Below are 19,963 nucleotides of genomic sequence, written 5' to 3'. Positions count from 1 at the left end.
TACTGTATCACCGCGGAGCCGGAAAGCCCGGCATCCCGCAGCCGCCAGGAGCGTGTCATGAAACTCGCATCCGTACGCCTCGTCACCGACGATCTGCCGGCCCTCGCCGACTTCTACGCCACGCTCACCGGCACCGACGCGGTGCGGCCGTTCGGCCCCGACGACTACGCGGAGCTGCACACCGACGGCAGCATCATCGCGCTTGTCACCAGCGCCGGCGTCAGGCGCTTCAACCAGGACGCCGCAGTGGCGGCGGCCAACCGGTCCTCGATTCTGGAGTTCGAGGTCGCCGACGTCGACGCCGAGCACGCCCGCCTGCGCGACCATGTCACCGACTGGGTCCAGGAGCCGACCACCCAGCCCTGGGGCAACCGGTCCATGCTCCTGCGCGACCCGGACGGCAACCTCATCAACATCTACTCCGTCGTCTGACCGGGCCGACTCCTTTCGGCGTACCGAATCGTCGGTCTTACGCAGTGGTGCTGTATCTGACGTCCGGTAGGTAGCGAGCGGGCCGCGTAGGCGGCGGAATAGGCGATGTTCACCGACGCGAGCGGTGGGTCGGGCTTGGGAGCGTAGCGGCATCGGGCGATACGGACTGCCCGTCGCCGGAGGGAGACCGCTCGTGACGATGACCCAGCCCGCACGTGACCGCGTCACGGACAGCCGTGCACCGGGCGGTGCGCTGATCGTGCTGGCCACGGCGCAGTTCCTGGTGGTGCTCACGACGTCGATCGTCAACGTGGCGCTGCCGGCGATCGGGGCCGGGCTCGGACTGTCGGCCACGGGCCTGGCGTGGACGGTGAATGCCTATGTGCTGGCGTTCGGATCGTTGCTGCTGCTCGGCGGCCGGCTGGGCGACGTGTTCGGCCGGCGGCGGATGTTCCTGGCCGGGACTGCGGTGTTCGCGGCCGGCTCCGTGGCGGCCGCGGCCGCCACGACTGCCCCATTGCTCATCGCGGCCCGGGCGGTGCAGGGCGTCGGCGCCGCGTTGCTGGCCCCGGCGGCGCTCGGGTTGGTGTTCGCGTTGTTCCCGCCGGGTGCCGGGCGAGCCCGGGCGCTCGGCGTCTGGGGGGCGGTCACCGGCGCCGGTGGGGCGGCCGGCGTGCTGCTCAGCGGCGTGCTGACCGACGTGTTCGGCTGGCGGGCGGTGTTCGCCGCCGGCGTCGTGGTCGCGGTACCGATCGCGGTGGCCACCCGGCCGCTGGTACCCCGGGACCGGCCGGGCGGCGGCCGGATCGACCTCGTCGGCGCGGTCACGGTGACCGGAGGGCTGATCGCCGTGACATTGGCGCTGTCCGGTGCCGGGCAGCACGGCTGGACGTCACCGCGCACCATAGGCGTGCTGGCGTTGGGCATCGGTCTGCTGGCCGCGTTCGTCGTGGCGCAGCGGCGGGTCGCGCAGCCGCTGGTCCGGCTCGGCGTGCTGCGCACCGGGGCGGTGGGGCCGGCCAACGTGCTGATGGTGCTGCTCGGGGCCGCCTGGCTGGCGCTGTTCTTCTTCCTGCCGCTGTACCAGCAGCGGGTACTGGGCTACTCGCCGGTGCGGGCCGGGCTTACCCAGCTGCCGCTCGCCTTGGCCGTGACGGCGGCCTCGACGGCCACGCCACGCCTGACCCACCGAGCGAGCCGCCGCCTGCTGCTGACCGTCGCGTTGACCGCCGTCGCGGGAGGGCTCGCCTGGCTGGCGCGGGTCCCCGTGCACGGCGGGTTCCTCACCGCCGTCGCCGGACCGTCGGTGCTCATCGGCCTGGGCCTCGGCACGGCCTTCGTCCTGCTGACCGACCTGTCGGCGGACGGCGTGCCGGCCGCCGACGCCGGGCTGGCCGGCGGGCTGATCAATACCACCCGCCAGATCGGCGGAGCCATCGGCCTGGCGGTGCTGAGCACCCTCGCCGCGTCCGCCGGCTCGGCCGGCCCAGCCGCGCCCCCGGCGGTGCTCGCCGCCGGCTACCGGGCGGCCCTCATCGGCGCGGCGGTGCTGACGGCCGTGACCGCCGTGCTCTCCCTCGTGCTGCACCCGCAGCCGACCAACCGGAAGGAAACCGTGTGAACGCCTTGCCCAAGCCGTATCTCAGCGGCCACTACACGCCCGTCTTGGACGAGACGTCGGCGACCGGCCTGCCGGTGCGCGGCACGATCCCGCCGGAGCTGGAGGGCCGCTACATCCGCAACGGCCACAACCCGAAGCCGGGTGTGGTTCCCACCCACTGGTTCCGCGGCAGCGGCATGCTCCACGGCGTGCGGCTCAGTGGCGGGCGGGCCGAGTGGTACCGCAACCGCTGGGTCCACACGCCGGCCTTCACCGACGACGCCCCCTTGTTCCGGGCCGACGGATCGATGGACCTGGCCGCGAGCGCCGCAGCCACCCACATCATCGAGTTCGGCGGCCGGCTGCTGGCCCTGCAGGAGGTGAACCTGCCGTGGCAGGTGAGCCCGGAGCTGGACACGGTCGGGGTGTTCGATTTCAACGGCGGTCTCAAGACGCCGATGACGGCGCACACCAAGGAGGACCCGATCACCGGCGAGCTGCACTTCCTGTGCTACTCGCCGTTCCCGCCGCACCTGATCTATTACACGGCGTCGCCGGCGGGGCACATCACTCGGGCCGAGGTCATCGAGGGTGCGGGCCCGTCGCTCATGCACGACTTCGCGATCACCACCGATCACGTCATCTTCTTCGACCTGCCGGTGACCTTCAACCCGGCCGAGCAGTCCGGCATCCCGTACCGGTGGAACGACAACTACCCGGCACGGATGGGCGTCATGCCACGCACCGGGCCCGCCGAGGTCCAGTGGTTCGACGTCGAGCCCGGCGCGCTGCTGCACAGTACGAACGCGCACATCGACGCCGGCGGCCGGGTCATCGTGGACGGCCCCCGCTACGACCGCACCGCCTGGGAGTCGACCTGGAAGTGGTGGGTCGGCGCGCCCGGCTACTCCACCGTGCCGGGCACCGGCATGACGGCCTACCGCTGGACCCTAGATCCGGCCACCGGCAAAGCATCCGAGGAGATCACCGACGACCTCGTCACCGAGTTCCCGACCATCGACAACCGGCTCGTCGGGCTGCCCAACCGGCACTCCTACGCGCTGGCGTTCCCGGGCAGCGGCCGCACCGATTGGGCCATCGTCAAGTACGACAACGGCACCGGCGCCCGGAAGGTCTTCGACCTGGGCCGCGACCGGCTGCCCGGCGAGCCGTACTTCGTGCCCGCCGAGGGCGGCACCGCCGACGACCACGGCTACCTCATGTCCGTCGTGAGCGACCTCGGCTCCAACTCCTCCGAGCTGCTCATCCTCGACGCCTCCGAGCTGCGCGAGGTTGCCGCGGTGCAACTGCCGCGGCGGGTGCCGGCCGGCATCCACGGCTCCTGGATTCCCGACACCGACCTCGCCTGAGCGAATGGAGCACCTGATGACCCACCCCACCCATATCGACGAGGACGCCACGATCGTCGTGCGCCGTGAAGTCGTCGTCGCTGCCCCGGCCGACGTGGTCTGGCGCGTGCACGTCGACGTCAGCGGATGGCCGAAGTGGCAGACCGACATCGACACCGCCCACGCCGACGGGCCGCTGCACGTCGGTGGCACCTTCCACTGGAGCACCGCCGGCCTGTCCATCGCCTCCACCGTCTACGCGCTCGACGCGCCCCACCGCATCCTCTGGGGCGGCCCGGCGCACGGCATCACCGGCGTGCACGAGTGGACCTTCACCGCCGACGGCGACCGCACGCTCGTCCAGACCGCGGAGTCCTGGGACGGCGACCCCGTGCGGGCCGACCCGGACACCCTGCGCGCGGCGCTGGAGGCCTCGCTCGCCGGCTGGCTCGACCGTCTCCGCGGCGCCGCCGAGGCCGCCGCCCGGACCGAATAGGAGCACGCCATGACCGAGACCCACACCGCACCGGCGGTGACCGACGCGCCGCCGCACGCCCGCAAACCGCGCCGGCGGACCCAGCGGCGCATCGCCAAGGCACTGCTGTGGTTCGCGCTGCTCTTCGCCGCGGTCGCGGTGCTGGCCGAGCCGTGGCTGCTGGTGCCGGTCGTCGCGGTCGCCGCGGCGCTGATTCTCTGGGATTGATCCATCCCGGCCCGTCCGGGGCGGCGGCCTCCCGGCCCGCCCGCCCCGGATGACTGCACGCGCCCCACGCCGGGCCGACGGCATTGTCCAGGCCACCCGCGAACAGGAACGGCATCGCCATGCACTTGCAGCTCGATCAGACCGTCGACACCGTCGGCAGCGTGCTGGACCTCGCGTGGTCCGACACCTCCGGAGCGACGCGATGACCCGGACGCGGGCCGACCGGCCACTTCGCGAGCACTTCGACACCGTCGTGGTCGGCAGCGGCTTCGGCGGCGCCGTCGCCGCCTGCCGCCTGGCCCAGGCCGGCATCGACGTCGCCGTCCTCGAGCGTGGCCGGCGCTGGCCGGCCGGCAGCTTCCCACGCGAGCTGGGCGACCCTGACCAGGGCTGGCTGTGGGCACACGAGCAGGGCCTCTACGACATCCGGCCGTACCCGCAGATGCTCACGGTCACCGCGGCCGGCTACGGCGGCGGATCGCTCGTCTACGCCAACGTGGCGATGCGCGCACCCGCCGAGGTCTTCGCCACGCACTGGCCGGCGCCTTACCGCCGCGACACCCTCGACCCGTACTACGACCTCGCCGCCGACATGCTCGCGATCAGGCCGGTGCCACCCGATCCGCGCACCGGTCAGCTGCCGCCGAAGACCCGGCTGCTGGCCGCCGGCGGCGCCGGCCAAGGCGTGTTCCTGCCCAACCTCGCCGTCACGTTCGGGGCGCCGGGCCGGCCGGTGCGCAACCGGTTCGGCGCAGCCCAGGCCGGCTGCCTGTACTGCGGCGAGTGCGACATCGGCTGCAACATCGCCGCCAAGAACTCCCTCGACCTCAACTACCTCGCGCTCGCCGAACGCCACGGCGCCACGGTCTCGACCCGCTGCGAGGTGGTCCACCTGGAACGCCTGCCCGGCGGCGGGTACCGCATCCACCTGCACGACCACGGCCACGACGTCCGGCGGACGGTCACGGCCGAACGGGTCGTCCTGGCCGCCGGCGCGCTGGGCAGCACCGCCATCCTGCTGCGCAGCCGCGACCAGTACCGCACCCTGCCCGACCTTCCGCGTACGCTCGGCCACGGCTACTCCGGCAACGGCGACTTCCTGGCCTTCGGGCACGGCACCACCGCACCCGTGTACCCCGACCGCGGACCGACGATCACCACCGCCCGGCTCGTGGACACCGGGCCCGGGGCCGACCGGCCGGCGTGGTTCCTCGTCGAGGACGGCGGCTACTCGGCGCACCTGGCCCGGCTCATCATGGCCCTGTCGCCCGGCCGGTTGGCCGCACTCGGGCTGGCGAGCGTCGCGCGGGCACTGCGGGAGGGCCGCGCCCCCGGGCCGGTCGTGGAGGCTGCGGCGCGTGACGCCTCCGACCACACCGTGGTACTGCTGTCCATGGGGCGCGACCACGGCGAGGGTCGACTCAGCCTGCGCGGCGGCCACCTGCACGTCGACTGGGACACCACTGGCGACCGGCCCCTGTACGCGGCCGAGAGCGACGCGGCGGCCGACATCGTGCGTTCCTTGGGCGGGCGGCTGGCCCTGCCGCCGACGTGGCGATACCTCGGCCGGCCGGTCTCCGTGCACAGCCTCGGCGGCTGCCGGATGGGCACCGGCCCGCACGACGGTGTGGTAAACGTCGACGGCGAGGTGTTCGGCCACCCGGGCCTCTACGTGTTGGACGGCGCCATCCTGCCGGCCGCCACCGGCACCAACCCCTCGCACACCATCACCGCCGTGGCCGAACGGTGCCTCGAGATCTTGATCCGCCGGATCACCGGCGACCCGGCCTGGACCGCACCGGGCAAGGCCACAGTGGCCCGGCCGTCCCTGCCCGAGGACGCGGTCGTCGCGATACGCCCTGCCGTGCCCCGGCCCGACGTCCAGTTCACCGAGGTGATGCGCGGCACCGTGTCGGTCGACGGCACGGCCCACGCAGTAGCGGCCACGATCACCGTCGCCGTCACCGACGTGGACACGTTCCTTCGCGACCCCGACCATCCCGCCCGCGCCGTCGGCCGTGTCGAGGTGGCCGGCCTGACCGGCCAGCCCGGCGTCACCGTCGAGCACGGCACCGTCCGCATGCTGACCCGCGCCGACGGCAACGGCGGCGCCGGCCGGGCCCGGCGGATGGAGTACGAGCTGCCGTTCCTCGTCGCGGGCCGGCGATGGGAGCTGCGCGGCCGCAAGGTTGTCCAGCCCGGTGACCTGAGGCGGCTCTGGGCGGCGACCACCACGTTGCCCGTCACCGTGACCGGGCCGGGTCGCGGCGGAGCCGGCGTGCTGCGCCTGAGCGCGGCCGGCTTCCTACGCCAGCTGGGTACCTTCCGCGGCTCGCCCCCGGCGCTGGCCCGCTACGTCTGGTTCTTCGTCCGGCGCGTCAGCGCAGCCGCCTGGCCGATCCGCCCGGCGGCGAACCCCCACCGAGAGGAGTTCCGATGACCGAATCCGAGCTGCACGCCTGGAGCGAGTTCGCGCTCGCGCAGGCCGGAGCCGCCGCCGTCCTCACCGGCCTGGTCTTCGTCGCCGTCAGCATCAACATCAACGCCATCCTGCGCCACCACGAGTTGCCGGGCCGCGCAGGCGAGGGCGTCGTCATCTTCGTCAGCGTCCTGTGCCAGTCCGTGGTGCTGCTCGTGCCGCACCAGGGCCCCGGCGCGGCCGGAGCGCAGCTCCTGCTCATCGCGGCCGGGACGCTGGCGCTGCTGCTCGGCATCTTCCTGCCCGGCCTGCGCCGGCCCAGCCGGCAGCCGACCGCCTGGCGGGTGACCCGGCTGCTGCTCATCCTCAGCAGCACCATCCCTTCCCTCGCCGCCGGGGCCGGGCTGCTCGGATGGATCGGCGCCGACCTGCGCTGGTACGCCTTCGGCACCGTCTGGGCCATGGTCGCGGCCATGACCAACGCCTGGGTCCTGCTCGTCGAAGTTGTCAGAGACGAGCGGTACGCGCCTGTCGCAACCACCGCCCGGCCCGGCGCCGACCCGGGGGCGCGCCCATGAGGGCCAGGCGCCCGAACCGGCTGCGGCGGGCGGCAACCCGAGCCCATGCGGAGTTCCGCGACACGCTTACCGCGCCGCAGCGCTCGGCCCTGATCGCCTGCGTCAGTTTCGCCCTGACCATGGTCGCCACCAGAGCCGTGACCGGCAGCATCCGGCGGCGACGCACCGGTGCCCAGGCGCGGCGACCGGCGGTGCTGCGCGACGTCACCGTGGCCGGCGTGCACATCCACCACTACGTGCCCGGCGTGGCACTGCTCGCCGCGACCGGTGCCCTCGCGGTGCGCGGCACCGACCGCGTCGGCGTGCATTGCCTCGTCGGCGCCGGCTACGGCGTCGGCGGCGCGCTGGTCGTCGACGAGGCGCCGCTGCTGCTCAACCTCCGCGACGTCTACTGGAGCCGCGAGGGGCGCTGGGCGACCGGTCTCGTGCTCGGGATCGCCGCAGCCGGCGCCGCCTACTTCACCGCCCTGCCGCTCTGGCGTGGCATCGCGGCCGAGCTGCACGAACACGGAGATCCGGACCATGGCTGAACCGCTCTTCATCACCGACCTGATGCTGGCCGCGATCGCCGCCGGCGTCGCCGTCTGGCTCGCGATCCGCGCCGCGCGTTCGGGCGCCGATCCGCGCCGGTTGCGCTGGCCGCTCGCGGTGACGGCCGTCGTGGTCGCCGCGCGCATCGTCGTCACCGCACTGCTGTCGGCCGGAGGCTGGGTCCTCGTCGACGACCGGGTCACGATCGGGCTACCGGCCGCCGTGGTCCCGCTCACCGTCGCGGCCGTGGCTGCCGTGCGCGGCCGGGCCGTCACGATCTCCGGCCAGGTCGCTGCGGCCGGGGTCCTCATCTCGGCGTGGCTGGCGTGGGTCCCGCGGGACCCGTCCGGCGCCCCGGCCGTGGCCGCGGTGGTCGCCGTCGCCCTCACCCTGACCGCCGCCGCGGCGGCGCTGCGCCGGCGGGGGCACGGCACCGGCAAGCGTTCGCCGGCGGTCGTGGGTGCCCTGCTCATCGTGGCGGCCGTCGGCCTGCTGTTCCTGCCCGGCCGTCCCGTGGACTCGGCTGACTGGGGCGGTGGTCCACGCACCACTCGCGTGCCGTACGCCGCTGACATCGCCCAGCTCACCGGGCCCCGCGGCCGATCCGCCGACGTGCGCTTCACCCTGACGGCGGCCCGTGGCACGGTGCGGCTGGCGTCCGGCCGCGTCGTGCCGGCGCTCACCTTCAACGGCACGTCGCCCGGGCCGACGCTGCGGGTACGCACCGGGCAGGTCGTCGAAGTGGTACTGGTCAACACCGACGTTGCCGAGGGCGTCACCATCCACTGGCACGGTGTCGACGTGCCCAACGCCGAAGACGGCGTGCCGGGACTCACCCAGGACGCGGTGCCACCGGGCGGGCAGCACGTTTACCGCTTCGTGCCCAACCGGAGCGGCACCTTCTGGTACCACAGTCACCGCGACTCCCGCGACACCGTCGCCCGCGGACTGTTCGGCGCGCTGCTGGTCGATGCGCCCGAACACGATGACGGGGAGTTCACCCTGTTCACGCACGCCTGGCCGCTGGGCAAGGACACGGTGAGCGCGCTCAACGACGCCGACGCACCAACCCGCCGCGCCGTGCCCGACGGGCGAGCCCTCCGGCTGCGCCTCATCAACAGCTCCCAGGATCCGCAGCGTATCCAGGTCACCGGCGTGCAGTTCCAGGTGGCGGCGATCGACGGGAACGCGGTACACGAGCCCGGGGTGCTGCCCTCCGGCACGGTGCTCCTGCTCGCCGCCGGCGGCCGCTACGACGTCGCCCTCGTCATGCCCGCGACAACGGTGACCGTCAGCCTGCACAGCAACGAGCAGGCCGCCACGGCGGCCCTGGTACTCAGCCCCACCGGGCTCGGCGAGCCGGCCGGTGACGGCCACGGCCCGGCGTTCGACCCGGCGGCCTACGGCAGCCCCGACGCGACCCCGCCGCCGGCCGCCGCGGACCGTCGCTTCGACCTCCGGCTGGACAACGGCTTCAAGGTCAGCGGTGCCGGTCTGACGTTCGCCAACACGGTCAACGGCCGGCTCGCCCCGGCCATCCCGACGTTGATGGTCGCCGTCGGCGACACCGTGCGGATGCGGGTCACCAACCGTGGCATCATCGACCACCCGATGCACCTGCACGGCCATCGCGTGCGGGTCCTCGCCCGCAACGGCCGGCCGGTCACCGGCAGCCCCTGGTGGACGGACACTCTCAACGTCGCGCCCGGAGAGTGGTATGACATCACCTTCCGCGCCGACAACCCCGGCGTATGGATGGACCACTGCCACAACTTCAAGCACGCCGCCGAAGGCATGACCTGGCATCTGGCCTACATCGGGGTGACCGCACCGCACGATCACAGCGGCGAGGCGGCCGAGTGAGGGCAGCGCGTCAACCGGCGCTGGATGCCGGGCCGTCCAGCCGGACGGTACGCAGCTCCCGGCGCGACCGGATGCCGAGCTTGCGGAAGATGTTGCGCAGGTGAGCGTCGACGGTGCGCGGGCTCAGGAACACCGCGGCGGCCGTCTCCTTCGTCGTCATGCCCTCGGCGACCATCCGGGCGATGCGCAGCTCCTGCGCGGTCAACTGGTCCGCCGAGGGGCCGGCCGGCCGGGTCGCGCGCTCGCCGGTCGCCAGCAGCTCGGCTGCCGTGCGGGCCGCGAACGCCTCGGCACCCATCCCGACGAACGCCTCATGAGCGGCGCGCAGCTGGACGCGGGCATCCATCCGCCGGCCCTCGCGGCGCAGCCACTGCCCGTACAGCAACCGCATCCGGGCCGTGTCACACTCCGTGCCCGCCGCGGTCAGGGTGTCGATCGCCGCCCGGTAACCCTCGTCCGCCGCGGCGGCGGTGGCAAGGAGCGCCGCGCAGCCGAGCTCGATGCCGCGGGCCCACGCGGTGCCGGCGGCCCCGGTGCGTTCCCGCAGCGCGGCGAGCGCCTCGGCGGCGGTGTCGACGTCACCGAGATGTACCGCAGCCTCGATCAGTTCCCGCAACGCCAGACCGGTGAACACCATGTCGAGGCGGTCGACGGACTCACGCGCGGCGGACCGGGCGCCGGCGTAGTCGGCCAGCCCGTTGCGCAGTAGCGCCCGGGTGAACGACGCGTACGCCACCAGGAGCCCTTCGCCGCGGGCGGTGGCGTCGGCGGTCACCTGGTCGAAGAGCCGGTCGGCGGCGTCCGCGTCACCACGCACGGCGAGTACATGCAGCCGTGGGTAGACAAGCGGCGTGGTGCCGGCGGCCTCGGCCAGCCGGTCCCCCTCGTCGAGCAGCATCTCCGCGGCGCGCAGATCGCCGTAGGGGATCGACGCGCCGGCGAGGGTCCCCAGTGCCTGCGGCAGGGCGGTGAGGGCGCCGGTCTGCCGGGCTTCCCGCACCACTGTCTGCAGGATCTCGCGGTACGCCTCCAGGTCCCACAGCTCCAGGCAGGCCGCGACCAACGACGGTCGCCGCGCCCACACCGCGTCCGTGCGATCCGCCAGTGCCCGCGCCAGCAGCGCCGCACCGTCCACGGACCGGCCCAGCAGCACCGAGGCCATCCCGTCCAGCAGCAGGTCGGCGGTCTCCGGCGGCGCCTGCGTCGGCCGGCGGGCGAGGGCATCGGCGGCCACCGCGCGCAGGTCCTCGCCGAGGAACCCGACGATGAGCGATGCGTGCAGCGCGTCGATGTAGGCGTCGCGGGCCGCGCGGGCGTCAAGCGTCTCCAGCCGCCGCGCGGCCCGGCGCAGCAGCCCCGGCGCGTCCACGCCCCGCTGCAGCGCGAACGCGATCTCTCCGCGCAACAGGTCCGCGTGCGCCTGCTCCCGCGCGGTCAGGCCGGCCGGGTCGGCCGCCCGCAGCACTTCGAGCGCCTCCTGCGGTGAGCCGGCCCGCAGCGTCAGCGCAGCCGCCTCCAGGGTGCGCACGTTGCGCCGGCTCGGGTCCGCAGTCAGCTCCGCCGCCCGGGTCAGGAACGCCGCCGCCGCGGCCAGCCCGCCCCGCGCCCGCGCCTGCTCGGCCGATGCCACGAGCGCCCCGGCAACGTCCTCGTCGAGCCCGACCGTTGCCTGCGCCCGGTGCCACACCTGCCGGTCCAGGTCCCGGCCTGTGTCGGTGACCGCCGCCAGCGCGGCGTGCGCCGCGCGCCGAACCGCGGGACCAGCCGCGCCGTGTACCGCCGAGCGCACCAGCGGGTGCCGGAACCGCACCCGTGCTTCCACGCTGATGAGCCCGGCCGCCACTGCCGGGTCGAGCGCCGCCGGCGGCAGGTGCAGATGCTCCGCCGCCCGCCACAGCAGTCCCGGGTCGCCCAGGGGTTCGGCGGCGGCGACGGCCAGCAACGTTCGGGTTTCCTCGGGCAACGTCGCGAGCCGCTCGACGTACAGCGCCTCAGTGTCCTGACCGGCCAGCCGCGGCACGGCGAAGCCGCCGGCGTGCTGGGTCGGCGCGGTGGCCCCGGCCAGCTCGACGATCGCCAGCGGGTTACCGCGCGCCTCGGCCAGCACCCGCTCGCGCACCGGGGCGTCGACCGGCGCCCGGAGCACCTGCCCCAGCAGGTCACGGGCCTGACTGTCGGGCAGCGGGCCGATCGCCAGCACGGGCAGCCCTTCGAGGTCCGGGAGCGGCATCGGGTCGCGGACCGCGAACAGCAACGCGACACCTTCCTCGCCCACCCGACGGGCGACGAAAGCGAGCGCCTGCGCCGAGGCCCGGTCCAGCCATTGCGCATCGTCGACCACGCATACCAGTGGATCCGTCTCGGCCGACTGCGACAGCAGGGTCAGCACCGCCATGCCGACGAGGAACCGGTCCGGGGCCACCGGCCCGCCCCCGAGCCCGAACGCTGCCTGCAGTGCGGCGCGCTGGCCATCCGGCAGCCGGCCGGCTCCGTCCAACAGCGCAGCGGTGAGCTGGTGCAGCGCTGCGTACGGCAGCTCGGACTCGAACTGCACGCCCGTCGAGCGCAGCGCCCGCACCTGCGGTACCCGGTCGAGGGCCTGCTCGAGCAGCCAGGTCTTGCCGATCCCGGCGCTGCCGCGCACGACCAACGCTCCGCCGCCGCCCTGCCGGGTGCGCCCCAGGAGCTGCGTCAGCGCGGCCAGCTCTGCCCGGTCAGTCGTCACGGCAGCAGTATCGCCTCTGCTCACCGCGGCCGGGCTGTTAAACCAACCACTCGGTCACGGGGCGCGCCACCTCTTGCACTCTCTGCTACCCACAGCGTTTCGTACGCGTTGGGGCCGGAGCGTCATCAGTGGTGTAGATCACCGACGAAGGTGCGCCTGTCCGCCGTCGTGTTGTCCCGCGACGTCAACCAGGGGTGGGCCTCGAGGAGTGTCAGGGGTGGTTTCATGGGACGGAAGGAGACCGGGTGGATACGTCCTTCGCAGACTTCGTCCGGCATCGGGGAGATCGCCATCTGAGAACAGCGGTCCTGCTGACCGGCGACTGGCATGCGGCCGAGGACCTGATGCAGGCATGTCTGGGCAAGTTGTACCGGGTATGGGATCGCCTGGACACCAGCACCGAGCCTGACGCATACCTGCGCCGCATGCTTGTCAACACCCACCGCTCCTGGTGGCGTGCCCGGTGGCGGCGGGAAGTCCCTCGTGCTCACCTGCCTGACGTGCCCGCTCCAGGTGACGTGAGCGACGCCGGCGCCACGGCGGAGGACGTCCGCAGCGCGCTCGCGAAGCTTCCGGTGCGGCAGCGCACGGCACTGGTGCTCCGGTTCTTCGAGGATCTGTCGGAGGCCGATGTCGCCGGGGTGATGGGCTGTTCGGTGGGGACGGTCAAGACCCACACGCATCGCGGGCTGCAGGCCATGCGGCGGCTGATCGCATCCGATACGGCGGTCAACCGAGGCGAGACGGAGAGGAGTGGAGTCCGGTGAGCAACCAACACGAGGAGTCGTCAATGACCGAGACAGCAGTTCGCGCACTGCTCATCCGAGCGACCGAGGACCGCCCGCCGGACATCGATCTCATGACCGCCGTGCCGGCGGCGCCGGCGGGACGGGAACGCCGGCGAAGCCGGGTCCTGGTGCCGCTGGGCGTCGCGGCAGCGGTGGTACTGGCTGTGAGCGTGACGGTGCTGGCCCTGCCAGTCGGCCAACCCTCGGCCCAGGCCCAGGTGGTTGCCGCGGTCGAGAACACCAGCCGGCAGAGCTATCGGGTCCATGGCAGCAGCGGTACGAGGGCGTTCGAGGGAGCCTTCGACCCCGTCCAGCGGGTGGGCGTCATCACGGCGGTCGGGGAAGACGCCGAGACCCGCTTCATCGGCGACCTGATGTACGTCCGGCAAGGTGGGACGACCTGGGAGGTCTCCCCGCGCATGGAGGTGGCCGACGCGCCGCTGGCCGCCGCCGTGATCAAACTCGTCATACCGGACCCGGCGCAGACCTTGCAGCGGCTGCGATCCGCCACGAGCTTCCGGAAGGACGGTGCCGCCTCCGGCGACGGCTGGACCGGCACGCGGTTCATCTTCTCGCTGACCGACAAGGGTGATCCGAAGGCAGCAGGAAGTTCGCGGACCATTGCCGGAGCCGTGGACGTGGACGACCAGGACCGGATCCGGCGGGTCCAGCTCGACTTCGTCGACAGCGGCACACGCAACGTCATCACCTTCGGCGACTTCGGCGTCCCGGTCACCGTCACGGCCCCACCCGCGAGCGAGGTGGAGCCACCGGCCGGCAAGCAGAGCGACAAAGCGGCCCACAGCTCCGAGAAGCCTCGCAAGTAGTACAGCGGCAACCGCCTTGTCCCCGCCATCGGCGGCGGCGCTGGTCAGCCGCCGCCGATGCGTCACGATGGTGGGTACTCCTGGTTCACGGGCTGCTGCAGGTGAGCGCCGGCGTGTTCGGCGCTCCGCCGGCCAGGAATCCCAGCACTGCCGTGCCGTTCGCCGCCAGTGCCGCGTTCCAGCTCACGTTGCGCACGGTCACCGAGGTGCCGTTGACGGTCAGCGTGCCGTTCCACAGCTGGCTGACGGTCTGGCCGCTGCCCAGCGTCCAGCGCACGGTCCACCCGTTGATCGCCGCGCTCCCCGCCTGCACCGCGATCTCGCCCTGGAAACCGCCCGCCCAGGCGTTCACCGTCCGGTAGGTCGCCGTGCATGCGCCGGTCGGCGTCTGAGAGGACACCGGCGGCTGGGAGATCGGCGGCTGACTCGTGACGGGCGACGAGCTCACGGGCGACGAGCTGGGATTCGTTCCCCGATAGGACGGCGCCACCTTGGCCAGCTCAGTGCCGGTCCCCCGCATGTACGGCTGGTTGACCCACGTCCGGAAGGCCGCCTGGACACCGGACGACGACGTACCCGACCACGGTTCTTCCTTGTCCTGATCGAAGTAGTAGATCGCCTTGAGATCGACGTACCGGCTCGACTGCAACGCCGCCGACATGTCGTTGATCCACTGGCTCTTGCTGCCGCCGTCCTCGGTCGACGCAACCTCGCCGATCATCACCGGACGCTGCGGAGCGATGGAGCGCGCCTGGGCATAAGGGCTGGCGAACATCGAGTCGAACGACGTCCAGTAGTTGCCGCTCGGGTCCCACGAGGGGCCGATCCCCCAGTTGTACCCGTCGATCCCGACCCAGTCGACGTAGGCGTCGCCGGGGTAGGACCGGGCCGGGTCGTTGTATGCGGCGTTCGGCGTCGGACTGTTGTTGAAGCACCAGATCCACTGCACGTTGGTGGCCCCGGCGGCGACGACGAGATCATGCACGCGCCGGTAGGCGTTGACGTAGAGCGTGGGATCGCTGTTGTTGTTGGCGATCCCCCACGGGTACCAGTTGCCGTTGAACTCGTGCCCCCAGCGGACCATGATCGGCGCGCCGACGGCCGCGAACTCCGCGCCCCGGGCCTTGATGTAGCTGTCCCACTTGCCGTTCACGATGTCCTGCAGGTGGATCTGTGCGGGATCGCTCACACCCAGGCTCGTGTTCCAGGGCTCCCAGGTGTAATGCAGCATGATGCCCTGACTCCACAGCGTCTTCGCGTCGGCTGCGTTGAAGGCGTTGCCGGTACCCCAGCTGTCGAACCACAGCACGCTCGCCGGGCTGACCCCGTAGCGGCTCGCCGTTCCCGGCGGGATCTCGGTCGGGCTGGTCTGGCGGAAGATGCCGAGATACTTGGTCGACGCGTCGGCGGCCGAGACGCCCGGGTTGAACATGACAAACGCCGCACCCGCGAGCATTGCGGCGACAGCGCAGATGGTGGCGGTTCGAATGCCTCCGAACCTGATCCGGCCTTTCATGTGTTGCCCTCCTACGGGTCCTGCACGGGTATCGAGGACGGCGACCGCCGCCCGGCGTTCCCGCCGCCGCGATAGGCCGGTTCTCCAGTCCGTGGGGTGCTGCCGCGGCGACACGAGTGGCCCGGCGCCATCCTGGGACCTGCGGCGCCGTTCACGCCTTCAACGCATCAGACGTCCATATTTCTGCAGCTAGAAGCGATGTCAGGTGCGAAGCATTCTGAAACTTTCCGGGATCGGTAAGCCCGTCGACGCCGATGATCGGACACATAGACTTCGCTCGTGAGTTCCTCGAGCCCTGAAACCGGGGCGGGACGGCGATCGCGGCGGGAGATGACCGTTGCCCGCATCGCCGACCTCGCCGGCGTCTCCGCGCCCACTGTCTCGAAGGTCATCAACGGCCACGCCGGTGTCGCCGTCGACACCCGCCGACGCATCGAGGACCTCATCCGCGAGCACGGCTATCAGCGCGCCGACCGCACGCCGCCGGCCTCCATCATCGAGGTCGTCTTCCAGGCGCTGGACAGCCCCTGGGCCCTGGACATCATTCGAGGCGTCGAGCAGGTCGCCCGCGGACACGATCTCGCCGTCGCGCTGACCGAGATGCAGGGTCACCTCACTCCCGGCCGGGGCTGGTCGGACCAGGTCCTGGGCCGCCGCCCGGTCGGCGTCATCGCCGTCTCGGCCGAGCTGACCAGGCGCCAACTGGCCCACCTGTCGACCGCCGGCATCCCGCTCGTCGTGCTCGATCCGAGCGGGGAGCCGCAGCACCAGACGCCCTCCGTCGGCGCCATGAACTGGAACGGCGGCCTGACCGCCACCCGGCACCTGCTCAGCCTGGGACACCGCCGGATCGCGATGATCAACGGACCGGACCGCTACCTGTGCTGCCGCGCCCGGCTGGACGGCTACCGCGCCGCGATGGATGCGGCCGGGGTACCGGTCGCCCCCGAACTGCTGCGCACCGCGCCGCTGTACGTCGAGGGCGGCCGCGCCGCCGCCGCCGAACTCCTCGACCTGCCGGACCCGCCCACCGCCGTCTTCACCGGCAACGACCTGCAGGCCATCGGGGTCTACACGGCGGCCCGCGACGCACGGATGCGTGTCCCCGAGGACCTGAGCGTCGTCGGCTTCGACGACCTCACCTTCGTGCAGTGGTCGCACCCGCCGCTCACCACCATCCGCCAGCCGCTGACCGACATGGGCGCGACCGCCGCGCAACTGGTCATGACGCTCGCCTCGGGGGCCTACCCCGACCACACCCGCATCGAGCTGCCGACCGCACTCGTCGAACGGCACAGCACCGCCGCGCCCCGGCAAGCCGGCAAACCGGCCCGGGTGTCGCGCGGACAACCCGCCGGCGGTTGAGGCGGCCGTGATCAGGTCCGGGTCCGGGGGCCGGTTGCCGCCCGGGGGTTCTGTTGCATTGCGCGGACGGGTTACGCTCGGCGGCGGTTGATTGGAGCGGCCGATGAAGTTCCGCCCGAGACTCCTGCGGCTTCTTCCGCGGTACCTGCGGCTTATGCGCGACGGCATCAAGGTCGACGCGGTCGTGGTGAGGTCCGCGCCGTGGGGCTGGGTGGTCAACCACCGGATACCCAACGTCGAGCTGACGCTGCGGATCCGCTTCGACGACGACAGCACGGTGACGGTTGCCCGCGTCGAACGCGACGCCGTTCTCGGCTCCCGCCGGGTGGTCGGCTCGGTCCTGCCGATGCGGCACGAAGCGGACAACCGTTCGTACGTCGAGATCGACGTACCGCGGCTGCGCGTGCTGGAACGCAGGAGCGCGAGGAACCTCGAGGATTCAGCGGTCCGCGCCGCCGAGCGGAAACTCGCGCAGAAGCGGCGCAAGCACCCGTGAGCACCACGGCGATGCAGGCCCTGCACGCAGCTGGCGAGCGGATCACGTGCCATGAGCGGTAGCCACGATCGCTGATGAGCCGGGCGATGTCCGCGAAGCTCCTGCGGGGCGCCGGCCGGGTGCTGCTCGGCCTCGGCGCTGCCGGGGCCGTGTTGTCCGTGCTGGCCATGCTCGGCGCACTGATCTTCGCCCGGGACCGCCTCGGGCTGCCGGCCACCACGTTCGTGTGGTCGGGCACGGTCCTGTGCGCCGCCGCCGCGGCGCACTACCTCGGCCGGCGCCTCGGCGACGAGCAATGACCGAGCCGATCAAGGTGAGCCCGGAGCGGCAGCGGCCGGTCGCCGCCAGGCTCGACGCGCTGCTCCACGATGCCGGCACGGCCCGATCGGCGTCCTCGACGGGCTGCCGAGCGTGACGGGCATCCGGGCCGGTCGCCTTGACTCAGGCATTGCGTCGGCGACCGACAATCGACCTCATGACTGTCTCGTCGCGCCGGCCTCAGACGTTCATCGCCAGGGCGGCGACAGTGTTCGGGCTCTACGCGGCGGCGGCGTTGCTGGCTGGGCTGCTGTCATTCGCGAGGCTTGAGGGCGACCTGCCGCTGATCGTGTCCGCGATCTTGACGGCCGTGGCGTTCGCGATCGGCCGGTATCTGCTCCGGGAAGGAGACTCGACGAGCCCGGTCAAGGCTTCGAACTCCTGGAGCCAGTTCGGCGGCATCGTGGCGGGGATCGTACTCGTCACATCGACATTATTCGGTGTGCACGCGTCAGTTCTCGCGTGTCGTGGGGAGACGGTGTCGGCGACTGTTGATGGCGTAGACGTGGCCGGCCGTGGAAGGTCGAAGGCCTATCTCTACAGGCTCGTCGATGCGGACGGACACCGCATCCCTGGCTACCTGACAGAGGGGTTGGAACAGTTCGCCGTCGGCAGCCGCCTCACGGTGGTCGTTGACCCGGACGGCTTGGTCCAGCCCGAAACGCTGAGCGAGGTCGAGGACGCGAAACCCATATGGATCGTCAACGGAATTGGCCTTGTCGCAACCGGTTTCATGGCGCTATTCAGTGCCCGGAGCCGGCCGCGCGAACGAGTTCACCGGCGTGGCTCCGGCGGACGGTAGGCGCCGGCCGAGCGATCCTTGTGCGTCCCGTGCGGGCATGGTCGGGAATTCGGCTGATGTCGGTGTAACGCGCGGCCACTGGCTCGCCGCCGAACTCATGAACGCCTGGATCACCCGCCGCCCAACCCGTCACGCCAATAGCATGCCGGCGTGACTGCGAGTTGCCCCGACTGCAAGGCAAGCCGGGCCGGGCGGATCGCCGATGCGCTGCGCCGCCGCGAGGCCCGCGGCCGGCGGCGGTCAGGCCCGAGCGGGTAGTTGGTGCTGTCCGCGTCTGGCGGTCAGTACCGCGGAGAGCAGGCCGGGGAAGGCCTCCTCCAGCGCCGCGCGGCGCAGCCTGTTGAGCGAACGGGTGCCGATCCGGGTGGTGGCGATGACGCCAGACTCACGTAGTACCCGGAAATGGTGGGTGAGGGTGCTCTTGGTGACCGGGACGTCGAAGGTCCCGCATTCCAGGTCGTCGGCGATGTCCAGCTGGTCGACGATGGCGAGGCGGACGGGGTCGGCCAGGCAGTTCAGGACCGCGATCAGGTCGAGCCGCTCGGGTACCGGGGGAAGAGGTCGCACGCTGCCATTCTGCCCGATGTTTGATTGTACGACTACCTTCGTACTATGGTCGCCGCATGCGCGTTCTCGAGATGGTCCGGCCCGGCGATGCGGATGTCCTTCGGTTCACCCAGCGTGCGGCGCCGGCGCCCGGACCCGGTCAGGTACTGGTCCGCGTGGCGTATGCCGGCCTGAACTTCACCGACGTCCTGGCCCGTCGGGGCGTTCCCGGGTACGCCGGAAGCTGGCCCTTCACTCCCGGGCTGGAGATCGCCGGCACGGTCGAGGTCGTCGGTGACGGGGTCGCCGGGCTCGCCGCCGGCGACCTGGTCACCGCGTTCACGCCGCAGGGCGGTGGCTATGCCGACCTTGCGGTGGCGGATGCCCGGTTGACGGCGCCCGTCCCGCCCGGCTTCGATCTGGCCACCGCGGCGGCGATGCCGCTCACCTGGGCGACCGCGCTGGGGCTGACCCGCCGGGCGCAGGCCGGCCCTGGCGATGCCGTCCTGGTCACCAGCGCCGGCGGTGGTGTGGGCACAGCATTGGCGGCCGTCCTGGCGCGCCAGGGCGTGCGCACCGTCGTGGGCGGCGCCGGCTCACCCACGAAGCTCGCCGACCTCGCCCCCGGGGTCGTGCCCGTCATCCGCGACGACGCGTTCTGGACGAGTGCTGTCGCCGCCGCGGGGTCACCGTTCGACGTGGTGCTCGACTCCATCGGTGGCGTCGTGCTGCAGGAGGCCGCCGAACACCTCGCGATCGCGGGTCGACTCGTCTCCTACGGTGCCGCGGCTGGACAGCCGGCCCCGCAGACACCGGCCTACCCCGCGTTGCTGGCCGGCAACCAGACCGTTTCGGGTTTCAGCATGCTCGGGCTTGCGCGGACGGCGCCGCACAGGGTAGGCACCCTCATCCAGGACGTGGTCGCACTTGTCACCGACGGCCTCACGGTCCCCGCACCCACGGTCGTCCAATGGGACCACCTCATCGACGCGCACGTACTGCAAAGCGAGGGTCAGGCGCTCGGCAAGACGGTGGTCGCGATCGAATAGCCGTCCGGCCCGCTCGTCACGGTCATGCGCCGGCAGTTCCTCGGACGCACAGGCAT

The 19,963-nt window shown here is 72.2% G+C and carries 19 protein-coding genes; 16 read left to right on the top strand and 3 right to left on the bottom strand.

Going from position 1 to position 19,963, the window contains the following annotated elements:
• Nucleotides 1-57 precede the first annotated feature (57 nt).
• The 9 genes from Dvina_RS19640 (at nt 58) to Dvina_RS19600 (ending at nt 9,475) form a co-directional block, all read left to right on the top strand.
• On the top strand, nt 58-432 hold the full coding sequence (locus tag Dvina_RS19640) for a VOC family protein (RefSeq protein ID WP_223103920.1): 375 nt from the start codon (nt 58-60) through the stop codon (nt 430-432).
• A gap of 199 nt (nt 433-631) precedes the next feature.
• On the top strand, nt 632-2,053 hold the full coding sequence (locus Dvina_RS19635; protein WP_246656560.1) for an MFS transporter: 1,422 nt from the start codon (nt 632-634) through the stop codon (nt 2,051-2,053).
• The gene (locus Dvina_RS19630) at nt 2,050-3,402 is read left to right on the top strand and encodes a carotenoid oxygenase family protein (RefSeq protein WP_223103918.1); all 1,353 of its coding nucleotides are present in this window, start codon (nt 2,050-2,052) and stop codon (nt 3,400-3,402) included. Before Dvina_RS19635 ends, Dvina_RS19630 begins: the two co-directional genes overlap by 4 nt.
• 16 nt (nt 3,403-3,418) lie before the next feature.
• Nucleotides 3,419-3,877 carry an SRPBCC family protein gene (locus Dvina_RS19625; RefSeq protein ID WP_223103917.1) on the top strand — a complete coding sequence of 153 codons (459 nt, stop codon included), beginning with the start codon at nt 3,419-3,421 and terminating at the stop codon, nt 3,875-3,877.
• A 9-nt stretch (nt 3,878-3,886) separates the two neighbouring features.
• Entirely contained in the window at nt 3,887-4,084 is a 198-nt protein-coding gene (locus Dvina_RS19620; protein ID WP_223103916.1) for a hypothetical protein, read from the top strand.
• Nucleotides 4,085-4,286: 202 nt separating this feature from the next.
• Nucleotides 4,287-6,524, top strand: a complete 2,238-nt coding sequence (locus Dvina_RS19615) for a GMC family oxidoreductase (protein WP_223103915.1) — start codon at nt 4,287-4,289, stop codon at nt 6,522-6,524.
• A complete protein-coding gene (locus Dvina_RS19610; RefSeq protein ID WP_223103914.1) occupies nt 6,521-7,081 on the top strand; it encodes a hypothetical protein in 561 nt (186 codons plus the stop codon). Before Dvina_RS19615 ends, Dvina_RS19610 begins: the two co-directional genes overlap by 4 nt.
• On the top strand, nt 7,078-7,611 hold the full coding sequence (locus Dvina_RS19605; RefSeq protein ID WP_223103913.1) for a hypothetical protein: 534 nt from the start codon (nt 7,078-7,080) through the stop codon (nt 7,609-7,611). The genes Dvina_RS19610 and Dvina_RS19605 overlap by 4 nt, the downstream gene beginning before the upstream one ends.
• Nucleotides 7,604-9,475 (top strand): multicopper oxidase family protein, encoded by a 1,872-nt coding sequence (locus tag Dvina_RS19600; protein ID WP_223103912.1) that lies wholly within the window; start codon nt 7,604-7,606, stop codon nt 9,473-9,475. The genes Dvina_RS19605 and Dvina_RS19600 overlap by 8 nt, the downstream gene beginning before the upstream one ends.
• A gap of 10 nt (nt 9,476-9,485) precedes the next feature.
• Here the strand turns inward: Dvina_RS19600 and Dvina_RS19595 are convergent, their stop codons facing one another.
• Nucleotides 9,486-12,200 carry an AAA family ATPase gene (locus Dvina_RS19595; RefSeq protein ID WP_223103911.1) on the bottom strand — a complete coding sequence of 905 codons (2,715 nt, stop codon included), beginning with the start codon at nt 12,198-12,200 and terminating at the stop codon, nt 9,486-9,488.
• 245 nt (nt 12,201-12,445) lie between these two features.
• On the opposite strand from Dvina_RS19595, the gene Dvina_RS19590 reads away from it, so the two are divergent.
• Nucleotides 12,446-12,967 carry a SigE family RNA polymerase sigma factor gene (locus tag Dvina_RS19590; protein WP_223103910.1) on the top strand — a complete coding sequence of 174 codons (522 nt, stop codon included), beginning with the start codon at nt 12,446-12,448 and terminating at the stop codon, nt 12,965-12,967.
• A gap of 23 nt (nt 12,968-12,990) precedes the next feature.
• Nucleotides 12,991-13,815: a hypothetical protein gene (locus Dvina_RS19585; protein WP_223103909.1), complete on the top strand. Its 825-nt coding sequence runs from the start codon at nt 12,991-12,993 to the stop codon at nt 13,813-13,815.
• A gap of 85 nt (nt 13,816-13,900) precedes the next feature.
• Here Dvina_RS19585 and Dvina_RS19580 read toward each other — a convergent pair whose 3' ends face one another.
• Nucleotides 13,901-15,247, bottom strand: a complete 1,347-nt coding sequence (locus tag Dvina_RS19580) for a cellulose binding domain-containing protein (protein ID WP_223103908.1) — start codon at nt 15,245-15,247, stop codon at nt 13,901-13,903.
• A gap of 414 nt (nt 15,248-15,661) precedes the next feature.
• Here Dvina_RS19580 and Dvina_RS19575 point away from each other — a divergent pair, with 414 nt between their 5' ends.
• From Dvina_RS19575 to Dvina_RS19560, 4 genes are all read left to right on the top strand, one after another.
• Entirely contained in the window at nt 15,662-16,696 is a 1,035-nt protein-coding gene (locus Dvina_RS19575) for a LacI family DNA-binding transcriptional regulator (protein WP_223103907.1), read from the top strand.
• A 103-nt stretch (nt 16,697-16,799) separates the two neighbouring features.
• Nucleotides 16,800-17,192: a hypothetical protein gene (locus tag Dvina_RS19570; protein ID WP_223103906.1), complete on the top strand. Its 393-nt coding sequence runs from the start codon at nt 16,800-16,802 to the stop codon at nt 17,190-17,192.
• Nucleotides 17,193-17,278: 86 nt separating this feature from the next.
• Entirely contained in the window at nt 17,279-17,491 is a 213-nt protein-coding gene (locus tag Dvina_RS19565) for a DUF8167 domain-containing protein (protein WP_223103905.1), read from the top strand.
• 176 nt (nt 17,492-17,667) lie between these two features.
• The gene (locus tag Dvina_RS19560) at nt 17,668-18,312 is read left to right on the top strand and encodes a hypothetical protein (RefSeq protein WP_223103904.1); all 645 of its coding nucleotides are present in this window, start codon (nt 17,668-17,670) and stop codon (nt 18,310-18,312) included.
• A gap of 240 nt (nt 18,313-18,552) precedes the next feature.
• Here Dvina_RS19560 and Dvina_RS19555 read toward each other — a convergent pair whose 3' ends face one another.
• Nucleotides 18,553-18,879 carry an ArsR/SmtB family transcription factor gene (locus Dvina_RS19555; RefSeq protein ID WP_246656320.1) on the bottom strand — a complete coding sequence of 109 codons (327 nt, stop codon included), beginning with the start codon at nt 18,877-18,879 and terminating at the stop codon, nt 18,553-18,555.
• Nucleotides 18,880-18,935: 56 nt separating this feature from the next.
• Between Dvina_RS19555 and Dvina_RS19550 the strand changes: the two genes are divergently transcribed.
• Nucleotides 18,936-19,907, top strand: a complete 972-nt coding sequence (locus Dvina_RS19550; protein ID WP_223103903.1) for a quinone oxidoreductase family protein — start codon at nt 18,936-18,938, stop codon at nt 19,905-19,907.
• Nucleotides 19,908-19,963 lie beyond the last annotated feature (56 nt).

Source organism: Dactylosporangium vinaceum, assembly GCF_019904175.1.
Classification (GTDB): Bacteria; Actinomycetota; Actinomycetes; order Mycobacteriales; family Micromonosporaceae; genus Dactylosporangium; species Dactylosporangium vinaceum.
This window is presented reverse-complemented; position numbering and strand designations above follow the sequence as displayed.